General features: G+C 42.3%; 13 protein-coding genes and 2 pseudogenes. 8 read left to right on the top strand and 7 right to left on the bottom strand.

Translation table 11 applies throughout. The features are described 5' to 3' along the window. The first annotated feature begins 27 nt into the window (after nt 1-27). From CSC79_RS15675 to CSC79_RS15645, 7 genes are all read left to right on the top strand, one after another. The gene (locus CSC79_RS15675) at nt 28-816 is read left to right on the top strand and encodes a DUF547 domain-containing protein (protein WP_099296706.1); all 789 of its coding nucleotides are present in this window, start codon (nt 28-30) and stop codon (nt 814-816) included. Beyond that, entirely contained in the window at nt 803-2,068 is a 1,266-nt protein-coding gene (locus CSC79_RS15670; protein WP_099296684.1) for an ABC transporter substrate-binding protein, read from the top strand. The genes CSC79_RS15675 and CSC79_RS15670 overlap by 14 nt, the downstream gene beginning before the upstream one ends. Next, nucleotides 2,065-3,786 (top strand): ABC transporter permease subunit, encoded by a 1,722-nt coding sequence (locus CSC79_RS15665; protein ID WP_099296683.1) that lies wholly within the window; start codon nt 2,065-2,067, stop codon nt 3,784-3,786. Before CSC79_RS15670 ends, CSC79_RS15665 begins: the two co-directional genes overlap by 4 nt. Next, a complete protein-coding gene (locus CSC79_RS15660; RefSeq protein WP_099296682.1) occupies nt 3,779-4,429 on the top strand; it encodes an ATP-binding cassette domain-containing protein in 651 nt (216 codons plus the stop codon). The genes CSC79_RS15665 and CSC79_RS15660 overlap by 8 nt, the downstream gene beginning before the upstream one ends. Next, nucleotides 4,419-5,051 (top strand): CDP-alcohol phosphatidyltransferase family protein, encoded by a 633-nt coding sequence (locus CSC79_RS15655; RefSeq protein WP_099296681.1) that lies wholly within the window; start codon nt 4,419-4,421, stop codon nt 5,049-5,051. Before CSC79_RS15660 ends, CSC79_RS15655 begins: the two co-directional genes overlap by 11 nt. Further along, nucleotides 5,044-5,829, top strand: a complete 786-nt coding sequence (locus tag CSC79_RS15650; RefSeq protein WP_099296680.1) for a sterol desaturase family protein — start codon at nt 5,044-5,046, stop codon at nt 5,827-5,829. Before CSC79_RS15655 ends, CSC79_RS15650 begins: the two co-directional genes overlap by 8 nt. A 409-nt stretch (nt 5,830-6,238) precedes the next feature. Further along, on the top strand, nt 6,239-7,207 hold the full coding sequence (locus tag CSC79_RS15645) for a histidine kinase dimerization/phospho-acceptor domain-containing protein (protein WP_099296679.1): 969 nt from the start codon (nt 6,239-6,241) through the stop codon (nt 7,205-7,207). A gap of 226 nt (nt 7,208-7,433) precedes the next feature. On the opposite strand, the gene CSC79_RS15640 is transcribed toward CSC79_RS15645, so the two are convergent. From CSC79_RS15640 to CSC79_RS15630, 3 genes and pseudogenes are all read right to left on the bottom strand, one after another. Then, a complete protein-coding gene (locus CSC79_RS15640) occupies nt 7,434-11,987 on the bottom strand; it encodes a PKD domain-containing protein (RefSeq protein WP_099296678.1) in 4,554 nt (1,517 codons plus the stop codon). Nucleotides 11,988-12,382: 395 nt separating this feature from the next. Continuing rightward, on the bottom strand, nt 12,383-12,562 hold the full coding sequence (locus CSC79_RS15635; RefSeq protein ID WP_099296677.1) for a hypothetical protein: 180 nt from the start codon (nt 12,560-12,562) through the stop codon (nt 12,383-12,385). A 211-nt stretch (nt 12,563-12,773) separates the two neighbouring features. Beyond that, nucleotides 12,774-12,980: pseudogene (locus CSC79_RS15630) on the bottom strand (Mobile element protein); the annotation flags it as partial. Nucleotides 12,981-13,074: 94 nt separating this feature from the next. On the opposite strand from CSC79_RS15630, the pseudogene CSC79_RS20275 reads away from it, so the two are divergent. Then, a pseudogene (locus tag CSC79_RS20275) lies at nt 13,075-13,266 on the top strand (sterol desaturase family protein); the annotation flags it as partial. Nucleotides 13,267-13,330: 64 nt separating this feature from the next. Here the strand turns inward: CSC79_RS20275 and CSC79_RS15620 are convergent. From CSC79_RS15620 to CSC79_RS15605, 4 genes are all read right to left on the bottom strand, one after another. After that, the gene (locus CSC79_RS15620) at nt 13,331-14,812 is read right to left on the bottom strand and encodes a S41 family peptidase (protein WP_099296674.1); all 1,482 of its coding nucleotides are present in this window, start codon (nt 14,810-14,812) and stop codon (nt 13,331-13,333) included. 174 nt (nt 14,813-14,986) lie between these two features. Continuing rightward, the gene (locus tag CSC79_RS15615) at nt 14,987-15,421 is read right to left on the bottom strand and encodes a hypothetical protein (protein WP_099296673.1); all 435 of its coding nucleotides are present in this window, start codon (nt 15,419-15,421) and stop codon (nt 14,987-14,989) included. 118 nt (nt 15,422-15,539) lie between these two features. Next, nucleotides 15,540-15,800: a PspC domain-containing protein gene (locus tag CSC79_RS15610; RefSeq protein ID WP_099296672.1), complete on the bottom strand. Its 261-nt coding sequence runs from the start codon at nt 15,798-15,800 to the stop codon at nt 15,540-15,542. Nucleotides 15,801-16,129: 329 nt separating this feature from the next. Next, nucleotides 16,130-17,650, bottom strand: coding sequence for an aldehyde dehydrogenase family protein (locus CSC79_RS15605; RefSeq protein ID WP_099296671.1), 1,521 nt, complete (start codon nt 17,648-17,650; stop codon nt 16,130-16,132). Nucleotides 17,651-17,808: the final 158 nt, after the last annotated feature.

Genomic DNA, 17,808 nt, shown 5'->3' with positions numbered 1-17,808 from the left:
AAATTAGTCTTTTATTGTGTCTTTAAAATGACAGTGTTGTTGGCTATTTTAGCCAGCACCACTGTAAAGGCTGATGAATCGGATTCAATTCATCAGCCTTGGGACCAATTGTTAAGCAAACATGTAAAAAGCATTAGTGAAGGCACCAGTACTGGAGTTAACTACAGCGGGTTTAAAGCTGACCAAGTGATGTTAACGGGCTACTTAGATACTCTTTCACAGGTAAGTCAGCGTGAATTCAACAGCTGGTCAAAAGCCAAACAATTGGCGTTTTTGATCAACGCTTACAATGCATGGACTGTGGCGTTTATTTTAACCAAATACCCAGATATCGCATCGATAAAAGAGCTAGGCAGCTTTTTTAGTTCGCCATGGCGTAAAGAGTTCATCCCTTTATTAGGTAAAACCCGTAGTTTAGATAACATAGAACATACATTAATTCGTGGTGAAGGAAATTTTAACGAGCCTCGTATTCATTTTGCTGTTAACTGTGCCAGCATTGGTTGCCCTGCTCTGCGTGCACAAGCCTATCGTGCACAGCAGTTAGATATGCAATTAGAGCAACAAACAAAGTTCTTTTTAGCAGATACAACCCGCAATTATATAGCCGATGATACTCTCTATCTGTCACCAATTTTTAAGTGGTATCGTGATGATTTTGAGCAAGGCTTTGGTGGTGCAAATAGCTTAAATGCATTTACCCTGCTGTACTCAAATGCGCTAAACTTAACACCAACCGAGCAACGCAAAATTAAAAATAACACAATGAAAATTAAGTTCTTAGATTACAACTGGGCATTGAATGATACGCCATAAACAACTGCGCATTGCTTTTTGTAATACACTTTGTGGCCTAATATTATTGCTGACGGTCCCTTTTTTAAGTGTTGCTAAGGAGCAAAAACCGACTTGGCAAACCATCGTTAACAATGGCAGTAATAAGCCTGTTTATTTTCATGCATGGGGTGGCGACCCACAAATAAATAGTTATATACAATGGCTTGGTGAGCAAGTTAAGCAGCGCTACAATATTGAGCTACATCATATAAAACTTACCGACACCAGCGAAGCTGTAAGCCGTGTATTAGCTGAAAAGTCAGCGGATAATCACGATGCGGGAAAAGTTGACTTAATTTGGATCAACGGCGCTAATTTTGCAGCTATGGCCCAACATAGTTTATTAGCACCTAATTGGGCACAATCACTGCCTAACTTTGCTCTAACAAACCCGGATAACAACCCTGCTGTTACACTTGATTTTGGTGTACCAACTCAAGGCATGGAATCCCCCTGGGGCCAAGCTGCTTTAACCTTTTACTATGATAGTAAAACGATGTCAGCCCCTCCGTACAGTTTGGCTGAGTTACTAACATGGAGTGCTCAACATCAAGGTCGCTTTACTTACCCAAAGCCCCCTGATTTTATTGGTGTAAGTTTCTTAAAGTACGCACTAATAAGCCTTACACCTGAGTCATTACAACACTTACTTTATCAACCTGCTACTGAGCAAAGTGCAGCCTTGTTGTTGCCAGCGCTATGGCAATACTTAGATACCCTGCACCCAAACCTTTGGCGAAAGGGGAAATACTTTGTTTCAAGCAGCACCGCGCTTAGGCGCTTAGTGGGAGATACAGAGCTGAGTTTAGCATTAACATTTTCAGCTGCTGAAATACCTGCCGCCGTAATGCGTTATGATTTACCTACCAGCATTCGCAGCTATGCGATGCGCGATGGCAGTTTAAGCAATATACATTTTGTCGCCATTCCTTATAACGCCAGCCACAGCGACAGTGCAAAATTGCTTGCTAACTTTATGCTTAGCGTACAAGCGCAAGCCAAAAAGCAGCAAGCTAGTACTTGGGGTGACCGTACCGTGCTTGATTTATCACTTTTAAACGCTGAGCAAAAAACGCTATTTGCACACCCTAACCCTCACCCAAGTAGTTTAGTATTAACTAATCAAAGCCCCGCCTTAGCTGAGCCGCATCCGAGCTGGGTCAACTATATAAATCAACATTGGCTTAGTCGTTACGCCGTACCTCATTCTGTTAAAAAGGTACTAAAATGATCAAGACCAATGATTTATTTACCAAAACCGTACTATTAAGCCCAGCATTATTAATGGCATTATTAATTATTCCTGTTATGGGTGGGTTAATTGGCGTACTGCTGCCAGCGTTTGGGTATATACCTGCACTTGATAAAATGCGCTTCTCCTTGCACGGCTTCAGTGTTCTGTTTAATACTCCGGGTTTTAGTAAAATGGTGTTACTCAGTCTCAGCAGCGCATTTATAAGTACTATTTTAGCCTTGGCGATCACCTTATTAATTTTAGCCTGCTATTTTACCAGTCCTTGGCTTGCTCGCATTCAACGCCTACTAGGCCCTATCTTGGTTATTCCTCATGCCGCGGCGGCCATCGCCATTGGATTTTTAATAACGCCTTCAGGAATGATATCGCGGCTATTTTCCCCTTGGTTTAGTGGTTGGCAAAGTCCTCCTGATTGGTTACTACCCCATGATGCTTGGGGTATAAGCATGATCTTAGGATTAACACTCAAAGAGTTACCATTTTTATTACTCATGGCATTAGGTGCATTGGCGCAAGCTGACCTAGGGGCTAAATTACGCGCTCATCATAAAATTGCCTTGAGTTTGGGCTACTGCCCCATGACCGCTTTTTTTAAGGTCGTTTTGCCAAACCTTTATCCATTACTACGATTACCTGTATTGGCGGTGCTTGCTTATGCCAGTGCTAATGTCGAAATCCCATTAATTTTAGGCCCTAATGCGCCGCCTACCTTGGCAGTTGCAATTATGCATTGGTTTAACGATGTTGACTTAACCTTGCGTATTAAAGCCTCGGCGGGTGCAATTATTCAGCTCTTAATTACGCTGGCTTTACTGGCATTTTGGTTGATGTGCGAAAAACTATTCAAACGGTTGACTCTGTCTAATCTCACTAATGGACAACGCGAGTATGCAGGTCAGTTTGTTATGTGGTTTACACATATTTTAACCGTTATTTTAATAAGCTGTGTATTCATATCGTTAGCTGGACTTGTACTTTGGTCTTTTGCTGGATTTTGGCGGTTTCCTGATATTTTACCCGAACAATTCGTGCTAATGCACTGGCAAAATACACTCGCACACATGCAACAGCCATTATTGGATACGCTATTGCTTGGTATTAGCGCCACATTAATTGCAATCATTTTTACGCTATTCACTCTTGAAGCTGAGCAATTAAGAGGGCAGCCTTTATCACGGTTTGCCAGCTTAGTTATTTATTTGCCAATGCTCATTCCAAGTATTGCATTTTTATTTGGTTTAGTTTGGTTGCAAGAGCAAGTTAATAGTCATCACGCATTTTTTAATGTCATTTTTAGCCATTTATTGTTTGTTGTGCCCTATGTATTTTTATCATTGGCCAGTGGTTATAGACGAATGGATCCTCGATTTGCTAATTTAGCTGCAAGCCTTGGTGCACCACCTGCTAAGGTTTTTTGGCAGGTTAAACTGCCCATGTTATTCGCGCCAATTTGCATTGCACTTGCACTGGGGCTCGCTATTAGCTTTAGTCAGTATTTACCAACTTTACTCAATGGTGGGGGTCGCATAAACACCATTACCACCGAAGCCGTTGCCCTAGCTAGTGGTGCAAGCCGGCGGGTAAGCTCAGTGTATGCGTTAATGCAAATGCTACTACCCGCGCTGGCATTTGCCCTTGCTTGGGTTATACCAACACTGCTAAAAAAGTATCAACATAGGCCAAAACATGCATAGTTTAGTAATCAAACAATTAACTATATGCCAGCAAGGCAAACCGCTTATTAGCCTTGATGAAACCATTCAAGGGGGCGAGATCCTCAGCATTATGGGCCCTTCTGGCAGTGGTAAATCAACACTATTGAATTGGCTTACAGGCATGTTGCCCTCAGCGTTTAGCGCACAAGGTCAGTTATATTTGAATCAACAAGATATTACTCTAAGCGCTAGTCATTCACGCCACTTAGGCCTGCTTTATCAAGATTCATTGTTGTTCCCTCATTTATCTGTTGCTGGCAATATTGCCTTTGCAATGCCAAAGGCCAACAAAAAACAGCGCGTTGAAAAAATCAGCCATGCACTTGAACAAGTCGGTTTACACGGGCTAGAAAATCGTGCACCTGAGAGTTTATCGGGCGGTCAACAAGCCCGCGTTGCGCTACTACGTGTATTATTGAGCGAACCTAAAGCAATCCTACTTGATGAACCCTTTAGTAAGTTAGACAGCCAATTGCGCCAAGAAACCCGAGAGCTGGTGTTTAAACAAATACGTGATCACAAACTCCCCGCAATCATGGTTACACACGATCAAACTGATGCAGATGCTGCAAATGGTAAAGTAATTAACTTAAGTCGCCGGGGAAACAGCCATGCTCGATAAATACATTACTCCCGTTATTAAGCCACTTTTAACACCTGTGGTTGCCATATTTGATAAACGCGGTATCACCGCCGATACACTTACCGTGACCGGTTTTTTAATCGGACTATTAGCCGTGCCCTTGCTTGCTTTTGAGCTTTGGTATTTAGCACTTGGGGCAATAATAATTAACCGCATTTTCGATGGCCTTGATGGCGCCTTAGCACGCTACAGTAAGCAAAGCTCAAGCGCGGGAGGCTTTTTAGATATTACCTTCGACTTTTTATTTTATGCTGCAATACCGCTTGGGTTTATACTTGCCAATCCTGCGCAAAATGCGATTGCTGGTGCCATTTTATTAGCCACTTTTATTGGCACTGGTTCAAGTTTTTTAGCTTTTGCGATTGCCGCCGAAAAATTTAAGTTAGACAAACCGCAGTTTAAATATAAAAGCTTTTATTATTTAAACGGCCTGACTGAAGGCACAGAAACCATTGCCCTGTTTATTGCCTTTTGTATTTGGCCTCAGCACTTTGCCATTATGGCCTACGTTTTTGCCTTTGCCTGTGCTATTACAATTGTTACTCGTATTTATGGCGGTTATGTAACACTCAAACAACAAGAGTCAATCACAGATGAATAATGAGCTTTATTGGCGTCTCGGTTTTTTTATCAGTATTTTAGCAATCATGATGTTGCTTGAGGGGTTCAAGCCTGCTCGTCAATCTTCGGTTGCGGCTAAGCACCGTTGGTTTGCAAACTTTGGCTTAGTGTTTATATCATCTGTGATTGCCCGCTTAACTGTGCCCATCGGCTTAACTGCATTAGCGATTTACAATACCGAGCAAGGTATTGGTCTTTTTAACTTAATCCAACTACCACTGTGGTTAACTATTCTGCTGAGTGTATTAATACTCGATATGCTTATATATTGGCAACACAGGCTATTCCACCAAGTACCAATGCTATGGCGTTTGCACAAAGTTCACCATGCTGACAGCCATATAGATGCCAGTACAGGGCTACGCTTTCACCCATTTGAAATTGTGCTCAGTATTTTAATTAAACTAATTGCCGTTACAGCGCTGGGCGCACCTGCGATTGCAGTACTCATATTTGAAATTGCACTAAACGGCTTTGCCCTGTTTAACCATGCCAACATACGGTTACCAAAAAAACTAGAGCAGGTATTACGGTTTGTAGTAATCACTCAGCAACTACACCGCATTCACCACAGCCAGCGGCCTGATGAAACCAACAGTAATTATGGCTTTAGTGTAATTTGGTGGGATAAACTCTTTGGCAGTTATAAACCGAATGCCAGTGAAACCGACGCCACATTGAAAGTCGGCTTAAGCCAATACCCCGCAAGCAAAAAAAATGCATCAGTAATAACCTTATTACAGATGCCCTTTAAGTAACCTGAACTCTGGATAATAAATCTATATGTTATTTAATATCAATACATTAGTACATCTCTTAACCAGAGTTCAGGTTACGTAAATACAGAAAATGAATTTGTGGTTTTAAAACAAAAAGCAATACGACCTACTTTGCTAAACAATGATACATTAAGCTATGAAGTTGGTGTACTCAAAATTTAGCATGGCTGTTTTTATCAGGCTTAGCTACACTTACTTTAACCTTTTAATTGTTCGATTTGTAGCTGGTAACAATGCCAGTTTTGTTTGAACTAGTGCGTAAAACTGTATATTTCGGTGTGATTTTTTTGTCACCTTCATCTGTACTACTCACCCAAGAGCATACGCTACAGAACAATCGGAATTTGAGAAAAAAATTGCAGAGAGTCAGGGCGAAAAAAAAGTTGCGTTGACGTTAGAATACATCAACGATGCAAGTAAGTATTACCCAGACAAAGCTGAAAGCTATATTGAAGCTGCGTTGGAAATTGTGGCAGAGGGCTCCTCTGATAAAACTCAATTACTCACCCATTACGCACGTGCTAAATTTTATAAAAGTGAGTTTTCACAAGCCGAAGCCTTATTTGAAGAAGCACTCAGGCGCGCCTTAGAGAGTAAAAATAACAACAACCTTATGCTTATTTATGCGTATTACAGTATGCAGGCTAACGAGCTAAGAAATTTTGATAAATCGCTTCAGCTCATCGGTGATGGTTTAGCTATTGCGCAGCAAAAAAAAATCAATCAACGAAATATAGCTATTGTCTTTTCGCTGCTAATTTTTGTTTTAGTTGGTTTTTTCTATTATCGTTATACTCAACGCAAAAAACTCGAAGATAAACGCATTGCCCTAATGCAGATCAAAGCGAAAGAGCAAGACCTGATCGAGCTTAATAAAAACCTCGAAAACATAGTAGCGACACGCACAGAATCACTTACTCGAACAAATCAAACCCTTGAATCTACATTGCTTGAACTAAAAAGTACCCAAGATAACTTAATTGAAGTAGAAAAAATGGCCTCATTAAGCAAATTAGTTGCAGGGGTTGCCCATGAAGTTAATACACCACTAGGCACTATCATTACGGCTGTTTCTTTTCTAAAAGAAGAATTAGCAAGTTTTAAGCATATGGTTATTGAAAACAAAGTGTCAAAAGTGGGACTTGATAGCTTTTTAGAATCAATCACACAAAGTAGTGAGTTAATCGAAAAAAACACCTCAAGAAGCGCTAATTTGATTAATGGACTTAAGCAAGTTGCGGCTCAAAAACGCGCAGACCCACCTCAGGCTTTTGTATTGAAAGATTGTATTGATAAGGTAATGGTTTCAATACTGAAAAATCCATGCTTTAAATGTATTAGTTCCGACTTAATCTGACAGACAGCTATGTGCAAAGGCGGACAGTCAAACAAACTCATTGTTGGACAAAAATGAGTTAGAGACGACGGGAGGTTTTGTGCCATGATCGGTCATTGGTAAACTTTGATGTATGAAGTCAAGATTTGAGCTCTTTTGTTCGACCCCTTTTGTTCCAGTGAGCGAAATTAGCACTCTATGAATAGGGTAAGCCTCAAGGCTTACCCTAACTTGTGTTTGATACGTCCTAATTAATTTCAGTTACACCAGGATAGAAGCTATCGATAGGCGTATCTGCAGGAACAGTGGTGTTAGTGAAAGCACCATTACTCAGTGTGTAGGCATACATTTGATCTTCTACGGCATTACCGTTAGACGCGAAGCCTACAATGTCGCCGTTAGCATCTTCCGTCAAAAAACCAACCATCGACGCGTTAGCTATGCCCGCGACCTCTACAACAGTATTCACACCATCGAACTGCATTAGTTTTCCACCTTCCGTACCGTAGTAGAAGTTACCGTCCGATGCTGCTAGTAATGCAGTTGTCGGAAGATCTGTTAAGCCCGCTACTACGCCAGAGATAGTAGGTAGCGCGCAATTGTTAGTTAGCCTCTGAATAGTACCTTGCCCAGCCACAGCACTTCCGCGTGTCGCAAAAAAACCATCGCTGCCATTACTCATAAAGCTAATTGCCCTTACTGGATCGTGAGCAGCTGCAGTGGCGAACGAATAGCTTTCTCGCTGATTGGTTGCCGGATCGAAGCAAAAGAGCTTAGTTCCTGTAAAGAACCAAAGTTTATCGTCGTTGACAGTTAGCTCATAGCTGGGAACGTGTTCACTAGTACTCGCAAAGTCCCCTAGTTCGGTGAATGCTAGGGAATCAACATCAATTGAATACAATGCATAGACACCCCGCCTACGCTCTATCCCCAAGCCGTAAAGCACCTTATTCGAAGTTTCGGCCAAACCTAAACCGGTCCTGAAGAATCGGGACGGCAGCACCTCTTCAGTAACACCAAGAGATGGGTCGTAGAGGGTTGTGGACCCATCGGTGTTATTGCTTCCAGCACTGCTGGACACTGTAGAAAAGAAGTAATCGCCACTAGATGCCTTAGTTGCTCTCCCGAAGGGATAGCCTCCACGTTCAAAACCAAAGTCAGATTGACTAATAACTCCCGTTAGTCGATCGAGCGTCAGGAGAGCGCCTCGCTCGTCAGCACCTCCGTCGGCGCTCAAAACAGATACGAAGCGGTCATTAAGCGGATCCGATGACCTATCGACAATAACAGGATCACCAATGAAATAGATACCTCGGTCACCACCACCGACAATGACGCTACTGTCGACATAGCTAACTTTACTAACCTCGCTTAGTGTTGGCGGCGATATGGTTATCCCCGCAGCCTCTATCGCTGCCCGACCGACACTCAAAAAAGCGCTAGCTGACTCATCAACAACTGTCATATAGGCGGTGTCGCGCTTAGTAGATGCAATGACACCATTCACCTCTCTTCCAGTAAGGTTACTAAATAGCCGTTCAAGCACTGGCTGGGCAGCGCTTCCGTTAGACCGATACAACACCGGTGCGAAGCCGCCGCCACCTTTACACATAATAAAGATATCTACGGGTCCCCAAGGGAAAGTTCCCTCTGTATTATGACATTCGCGGATAGAAAAACCACCACCACTACTCCGTCCATGCCCAGTGAATATAAGAGGCGAACCGTTCTCAACCAGCAGTAAGTAATCGTTATCTACGGTAAACTTTCGACCACTGAGGGCAATATAGCCTCCAAAGTCTGCTTTCGTCCAAGGTTTAGTTAGATCTGCTGAATCACTTGGCGTCAACTCAACTGGAGAGCGACGAGGTTGTGTTCTTGAAAAACCGAAAGCAGCAACAATTTTGTTCGTACCATTCCAGGCTAAATCACTAATCGGACTAGTCAATGAACCGCCGTATGCTCCGTCCGGCTGACCGAATTCGGCTATCACTGTGAGGGTCTTAAAGTTAGCGCTCGCGGGATTGTTGTTGATATGAAATAGCACGCCAGCGTCACTCACTCCACCTCTCTGAGCGAATAAATATATGGCATGGCCACTCGGATCGAATAGGAGTTGATTTCGGAAGAAGCGAACTCGATTTCCATTTAGGGTTAGGTTCGGTATATTCAGGTATACTTCAGTAGTTTTCCCCTCCGGATCAAACTCTAAAATAGCACCCGCATGATTTAGACCGGTCTCATCAATTAATAAATACACTTTACCGTTGGTCGGATGAAGAACCGGTGATTGAATGTGAGCACTAGTCCGAATCGGCGGTACACCGTGCAAACTCAAAATCTCGGAGGCTTTCGTTAGGTCACTCTCTTCAATAGATATTAAGGCCCCTGAACCACTGTCACCGCCAGTGGCACTTAGCATCAGAAGGTTATGCCCCGGGGGAAGAGGTCTTGCAGCACCTTGAACTGGGTCGGCAACGGTAATCGTTGCAGAAACGGACTGACTGTTGAGCACCCCATCGTTAACCACTAACGATACTCCGTAATCACCTGCGATATCGGGCGTAAAAGTCGGCTGTTCAACAGTACTGCCTTGAAGTACTGCAGCACTTGAGCTAGGTGGATACAGTGTCCATTGATAGCTTAGCGCATCACCATTCTGATCGAAACTGGTGCTGCCATCTAGCTGGTATTGATTAGCTGTCACAGCATCCTGAAGAAAACCAATTCGAGCAACCGGCGCGATATTTTTCTGGCTATCATGAACCACGACGATGTCCGGCAAGCTGGTGCTCTTACCATCACTCACCACTAGCTGGATGACAAAATCCCCCTGCACATCAGGGGTAAAATCAGGATTCCTAGACTTATCGTTGTTTAGTGTGGCAGAACTACCAGCGGGTCGGCTTAGCATCGCCCAGCTGTAGTAAATACTGTCACCATCGGCATCTCTCGATCCAGAACCATCCAACACTAAGCGTGTGTTAGTGCTGACCTGGTCGGCTCCTGCATCCGCTATCGGAAGAGTGTTCGCTGAACCATTGCGAATGATGATGGTATCGGAGGATTTCTGTCCCGCCGCATCCGTCACCGTTAATTGCGCCACATAGTCACCGGTAGTATCTGGCCTAAAGGTAGCGATCGCGCGATCACTATCGCTGAGAACCGAAGTGCTTGTGCTTGGACTTGAAAGCAGTGACCAATTGTAACTTAAGGGTTGGCTTTCCGGATCAGAAGAAGTAGTAGCATCCAAAGTTACCAGTGAGCCAGTTGACACCGACTGATCTGCGCCAGCTCGCGCTACCGGAGGTAAGTCTTGATCGGAAATAACCACTGTTGCTGGCGCGCTATCCTTCTCACCGTCGTTCACCACAAGCTGGAATACATAATTGCCAATTTCATCTGGGGTAAAAGAAGGGCTGACTACGTCAGTAGCAGATAACGAGGCAGAGCTGCCAGTAGGCGCCGCCAATAGCGTCCAACGGTATGACAGGCTATCACCCTCTGGGTCCGTTGACTTTGAGCCATCTAAATTAACCGCCTGCCCAGTTACCACCTTTTGCGGGTCACCTGCATTGGCTACGGGAGCAATATTAGTTGTGGAAATAATAACCGCGTCCGCTGCACTCAAATATTGGCCATCATTGACGATGAGCTGAATCACATAATCGCCAGGCATATCGGGCACGAGGATTGGATGGAGAGTATTCACATCTGCCAAACTAGCGGATGAATTCTTTGGCTTCGAGCTGATAGACCAGCGCGGCACTAGCGGATCTCCATCACCATCACTCGAACCAGTACCATTCAAATGAATAACTTGACCTAACTGAGCCGTTAAATCACTGCCCGCGTCGGCGATGGGAATATGATTTTCGCGATGCAGCGTAAGATTACTCAACGCGCTATCTATCTGACCATCATTCACTACCAACGAAATAATGTAATCGCCATCCACATCTGGAGTGATAGAGGCTGATACCGAATCTGCGTCAACAATTGTTGCCGTGCTTCCCGCTGGCTGACTCACGATACTCCACTGATAGCTCAACGGGTCGCCATCAACATCACTTGACGCTGAGCCGTCTAGCATCACAGGAACACCTATCGTGTAGGTAGTACCTTTTTCAGAGTTAGCTACCGGAGCGATATTTAAATCGCTAACAATGACCGTATCCGGCGCACTGTCATTATTGCCGTCATTAACAATCAATTGAAGTTCATAATCACCAGAGACGTCCGGCGTGAGCACCGGAAATGCGGTATCTGAGCGCGCCAGCATTGCTGCGCTTCCAGTAGGAGATGACTCCAGCGTCCAGGTATACGATAGTTGATCACCATCAGAATCAAAGCTCATTGCGCCGTTTAGTGTCACAGCTTGGTTTACTTGGGCTGTTTGATCCGGCCCTGCATTGGCTACAGGAATAGAATCGGAGTCGCTAATTTTGACAATCGCAGGAAGACTGTCCTCTTCACCATTACTGACTATTAATTGAATTTCGTAATCGCCTACGGCATCAAGGAAAAGGCTTGGGTAGGGAGTAGTGGCGGCGCTTAACTGACTTGAGCTAGCGGTAGGCTGACTAACAACGCTCCAAGCATAAGTAATGCTTGCGCCATCAGGGTCATATGAGCCACTCCCATTGAGAACCGCCGTCGCCCCTTTTTGTAGCATCATTGGCTGACCCGCATCGGCGATTGGCAGCACTGTCACCTGGGGCTTAACCGGAACACTTTTAGAATCATCATTGTTGCAGGCGGCAAGAAATATGACTAAAAACATGGTAAGGATGTAGCGCATAGTTAGTAAGCCTTTAATTGGAGTTGTATTTTAAATATGTTTTAGTTTAGTTCTATTTTAAAGATTTTCACGTCAATAACACAAAAAAGAACAGGCATATAATTTTATCAAAAATTAAGTTTCCCAAGTCGTAGGTGACCTTGTCGTTATTTTTCACACTTAAAGAGTAGAGTTGATCCGCTTGGAAGGATTTTTAAATCGTAATAATAAGCTAGAAATTGAATTCTTTAATTTAAATTAATAACTTAATGGACTGAATTGCTCAACCGACACCTTTGAATAAACTAGACAGCCGCTTTAGTTGGTAAATCGTGTTGATGCATTTGTTATATGCGTTCTTAAAGTCAGCTAAGTTACTTATCTCAAAGCTGACCTGAAAAGCATCATTTACCCAATTATTTAGAATATTCCATCAACTCCACTGGAGCGCCGTTTACTTCAATAAAGGCAACAATTAAGCCTTCACTTGGTGAGTTAGGTTCAATTATGACTTTCTTACCTTTAATTTCAGCCATAAAAAATAAACTAGACAGCCACTTTAATTGAGCAAATAAAACAGTGCCATTGAGTTGCATTATTTTGGGCTAAAACTCATCTCTTTTTCTATTATCACTCGCTCATCGTTCATTAAGCGAGCGGTTATCACTGTTAAACCTAAATTACACGCATGAAAATGACTGCATGATTGCAGATTTAATTCTTTATTGAGGACTTTTAACTTTATGCCAGTAACTTTTCGCTGTTGCTGACGTTGCTTCGCCGTTTTCTGTTCAAGTGTTCACAGTAACTCATTACAGCATAAGCGCACACATCAATACAAAATACCTTGGCTAACTCTAACAGTTTATCTTCAACCCAACCTCTACGGTGCTCGTATGATTGGCCTGTAAAATGGTCTTCGCCACATAAAAATGCACGACGAACGCAACGTGAAATACAGTGATAGTATTTTGTATCTGTCAAACTTATTTGACGTTTTCTTGCAGTAGCCATATTTCACCCTGTTCAATTTTCATACTAATTGAACGTTAGTAAAAAATTGGCGAAATACAAGCTTTATGATGGGTGTCTTTGTTATTCTTCTTTTCACCACAGCCAGCGGCCTGATGAAACCAACAGTAATTATGGCTTTAGTGTAATTTGGTGGGATAAACTCTTTGGCAGTTATAAACCGCATGCCAGTGAAACCGACGCCACATTGAAAGTCGGCTTAAGCCAATACTCCGCAAGCAAAAAAAATGCATCAGTAATAACCTTATTACTGATGCCCTTTAAGTAAATACAAAACACCGGGAGTTTACCCACTTATCATATTAAAAACATGCTGAATAAGTAGTCTAGAGTTAAAGTTTTTTTATTCGTGCTAGTAGCGCTTGCGTTGTCCACTCAAGTTCATTAAAAGGGATATCCGGCTTGTAATAAGCCCCTTTTCCGCGGGGTCTATCCACATAGACTTTATTAGGAATAATCACCTTAGTTAGCCCCGATGGAGTATCAACAAGTCTTACTTCCATATACGTTGAATCTGCACTGCTGGGTGCACCTAATAACATTGTATTTGAAAATAGTTTGAATGTATCAATTGCATCAAGACAAGCACTAGCGCACTGCCCCGGCGCAATCACGATAACGTTATTATTGAAATCACTCTGTGCCACCACTGCTGCTTGTGTTGATGCTGCCTTCTCTTCGACATAAAATATCGCTTCTTTTTCTAAAGATTCCTTCATACCAGCAGATACTTTATCAACCATGTCATACATTTGAGGCTGCTCTTTTAGTAGTACTTTTAATGATTCAACATAATTAGTATTTTCTTCAGACGCCCGCCACCATACTTGCGTATTGCGCCCATATTGCGCTCGTTTTTGGTTTACTATGTGTTCTCCCCATAATTGCTCAGCAACTTTTAAACTCCAAAAAGAGGAGCCACCTTGATTATGACGAAGATCGAGTACTACCGTTTTGGCATTGAGTAACTTACCTCGTTGCTTTGTAAGATCATCAAGCAATGTTTGGTAATCAGCTATTTGCAACTCATTAGGGCTAAAAGTTGGCATTGCAACCCACGCTATATTTTCACTCGGCCAGCCTAAACCAATTGGCAATTCATCGCCATTGTAGGCATACTTTAATTGCTTACTCACGCTCTTTGGACGAACAGACCACTTCAGTATTACGCTATAAGTAGCGCCATTCGCGTTAACAAAATCACAGTTTTTTAGTTTAGGCAAAAATGGATTTCCATCATCAATCAATAGACGCCACCCTTGGTTCCACCAATGCCCAGGCTGGTCAACCTCACCATGAAAATTAAAGAGTGTTTCGCGCATCAGAGTTTTAATATCCGTATTATTACAACGTATTATTGTGTCACCTTTGTTCACTTTATGGTGTTCGCTGTAATATACCCTTAAGCTGTCACCACGCCATACAGCAGAAAACTCGGGCCACCGTCTTGGAAGTTTAAACTCGTCAGGTAAAACAGCGACCGCCCCGGCATGTCCATCTTGTAAAATCGTGTTAAAGCGCGCAATTGCAGCCTCGTACCCTTGAGGCGTTGTCACTTGCTGTGCAAGTGTTAAAGCGTGTTGTTTGGCGTCTTCTAGTAACGTGGGGAAGTTTGGATTATCACTGTCATACATGCCGGGGTGATTTGCGGCAGTCTGCGCATAAGCATATTCAATATCATGTGCTGTTAGCGCTTGCCATTGTGTTGCGGTTCGTGGGAAGTTTGGCTTCACAAAGTCATCATTTTGCGAAAAGCTATTGAATGAAATAAGCGTTAACAAACCCAATAAGCACAAATTAATGTCGTTTTTCATCTAAATCCTTCTATTTATTCCGAGCTAACTTGAAGTTTTATACAAATTAATAGAGAGCTAAACCTCATTCACATAAAGCTATGTTCTCGATAATCACTATTTTGCTATAGACTTTTTCTCAATAAAGAACGCCGATTCCACAAAAATACTAGACTGCATTTATAAACACGTTTCCTATGTGTTTTTCACCATTATCTGATTAATTTTATACTGCATATAAATCACATGAAATAGCGAGGTACTTAACGGATTTAACCAAAGTGTGTCACCCTTTTTAGCCTTAGTCATTAAATTAATACGGTTGCGTACCATGACTATCCAAGTCACATCAAAAATACTTGATACCACATGCAAACCAATGGAGCTTCTTAAAACGGTAGGATCATCAAAATTAGCAAGCCCATAGATTAAGCTACCCAATGAAACAACAAATAGCACACTCGCTGTTACAATAAATAACGTGGGTATTTTATACTCTGTATGTTTATTTATCTGGTTAGAAAAAGTATATAGTTTGTAGATCAGGTATGCGCCAATTGTCAGCAAACACAAAACAAGTGTTTTTATTACTGAGTCAACAACAAACACCCCAGTCAGTCCTTTTTGCATGTTATTTCCTTAAATCGACTCAATAATGTGCTTTTAAACAGCACAACCACAAATTAATAGTGACAAAACTAAACGTACTGGATTTACACAGCAACTCTCCCTATTAAATAAACGAGTGCTAATCTGCGCTGTTTTTATAATGCAGTGCTTTGCGCCTTAAATGCCTCGCCATTGCCTGTGTTGACGGATAACAAGGTAAAATAAGCCATAAAACAATGTATAACAATACTGGAATAACTAAAAACAAGCTGCTAAATATAAAAGCTAATCGTAAGCCATTTTTTCTCAAATTGTAATGTTCAGCTAACCCCGAACATACACCGCCGAGAACACCAGATTCGCCCCGTGCTAATAATTTTACTTTTGATAGATCCTGTATGCTTTTTATATATTCCTAATTTATGCAAATTAAATACTCAGTATCGCTCAATCGCTGCGCCACCTATCGAAATAATATACCCAAAGGCCATCCATGTTCACAACACGATATTTTGATACAAAAAACAGTGTTCCCTATTTATGTCCAATGAATGACTTCAATGCTAAATAAAATGGAGACTCAAGATAATTAAAAGCTCAGTTGAATGTAAAGGGGTTGTTAAGACTTTTTTGCTTTTGTACGGCTGATAAAACCAATGCTTTGAATAAAAAAGCGCTGCAAAAATACAGCGCTTGGCATTACTTAATATACTAAGATCTGTTTAGTGGTTAAAAAAAGCCAAGAGGATCTTCACTATAACTTACTAATAAGTTTTTAGTTTGTTGGTAATGTTCAAGAGCGAGTTTGTGGGTTTCACGACCAATACCTGATTTTTTATAACCACCAAATGCAGCATGGGCTGGGTACATGTGGTAACAATTCGTCCACACACGGCCTGCCTCTATTTTACGGCCAAAGTGATAAGCGCGGTTCATGTTACGGCTCCACACACCGGCGCCTAAGCCAAACTCTGAGCTGTTAGCAAGTTCTAGCGCTTCTGCTTCATCTTTAAAGGTCGACATGGAGATAACAGGGCCAAAGATCTCCTCTTGGAACACTCGCATGTCGTTAGTACCTTTAAGTAAAGTAGGCTGAATATAATAACCGCCATTTAGCTCCTCACTTAATTGCTCGACGTTACCGCCAGTGAGTACTTCTGCGCCTTCTTTTTTACCAATTTCGATGTAGCTGAGTATTTTATCAAATTGAGCTTGAGACGCTTGCGCCCCTACCATGGTTTCACTATCAAGTGGGTTGCCACGTTTTATCTGCAGTGTGCGCGCTAAAATACGTTCAATAAACTGATCGTAAATGTCTTCTTGGATGAATAATCGCGACGGGCAAGTACACACTTCACCTTGATTGAAGTAAGCCAGCACCGCTCCCTCAATAGCTTTACTTAAAAATGAATCGTCTTTTTCCATTACATCATTAAAGAAAATGTTAGGAGATTTACCACCGAGCTCAACTGTTGAAGGAATAATATTATCTGCTGCGCACTTTAAAATATGCGAGCCAACTGGCGTCGAGCCAGTAAAGGCAATTTTAGCAATACGAGTATTTGTTGCCAGTGCTTCGCCAGCTTCTTTACCAAAACCGTTAACAACATTTAATACACCCGCAGGTAGTAAGTCACCGATAATTTCCATCAACACTAAGATGGAGACTGGGGTTTGCTCCGCAGGTTTAAGCACAACACAATTACCCGCAGCAAGCGCTGGTGCGAGCTTCCAAGCTGCCATTAAAATTGGGAAGTTCCAAGGGATTATTTGCCCAACTACACCCAGTGGTTCATGAAAATGATACGCAACAGTGGTTTCGTCTATTTCTCCAATAGAGCCCTCTTGAGCACGTAAACAGCCCGCAAAGTAGCGAAAGTGATCAGCAGCAAGTGGAATGTCAGCCGCTAACGTTTCACGAATCGCTTTGCCGTTATCCCATGTTTCTGCAACAGCCAATAGCTCTAAATTTTGCTCAATTCGATCCGCTATTTTAAGTAAGATGTTACTGCGATCAGTAACAGAAGTTACACCCCAAGCAGTTTTGGCTTCATGCGCTTTGTCGAGCGCCAGTTCTATATCTGCTTTATCTGAGCGTGGAATTTTACAAAACACCTCGCCGTTCACAGGGCTTATGTTGTCAAAGTATTGGCCATTTACAGGCTCAACCCATTGCCCACCAATAAAATTACCGTATTGCGATTTAAAATTAATGAGTGCGCCCTCTGCGCCAGGATTTGCGTAAATCATTGTGTGTCCTTTGATCAGTTGTTGCTCAATAGTTGCCTTATAAGGCTCAATATGGCGAGGTAATTATTAATTGTTTATCTGCCATTTATTGACATTAGCGTATATAAAGCATACAAACTTGATTGCCTGTCCAGAAAACGTGCCTGTGTGTCCAAACT

It is taken from the genome of Pseudoalteromonas sp. 3D05 (assembly GCF_002723455.1).
GTDB lineage: Bacteria > Pseudomonadota > Gammaproteobacteria > Enterobacterales > Alteromonadaceae > Pseudoalteromonas.
Note: the sequence above shows the minus strand (reverse complement) of the source record. Positions and strands in the feature narration are given on the sequence as shown.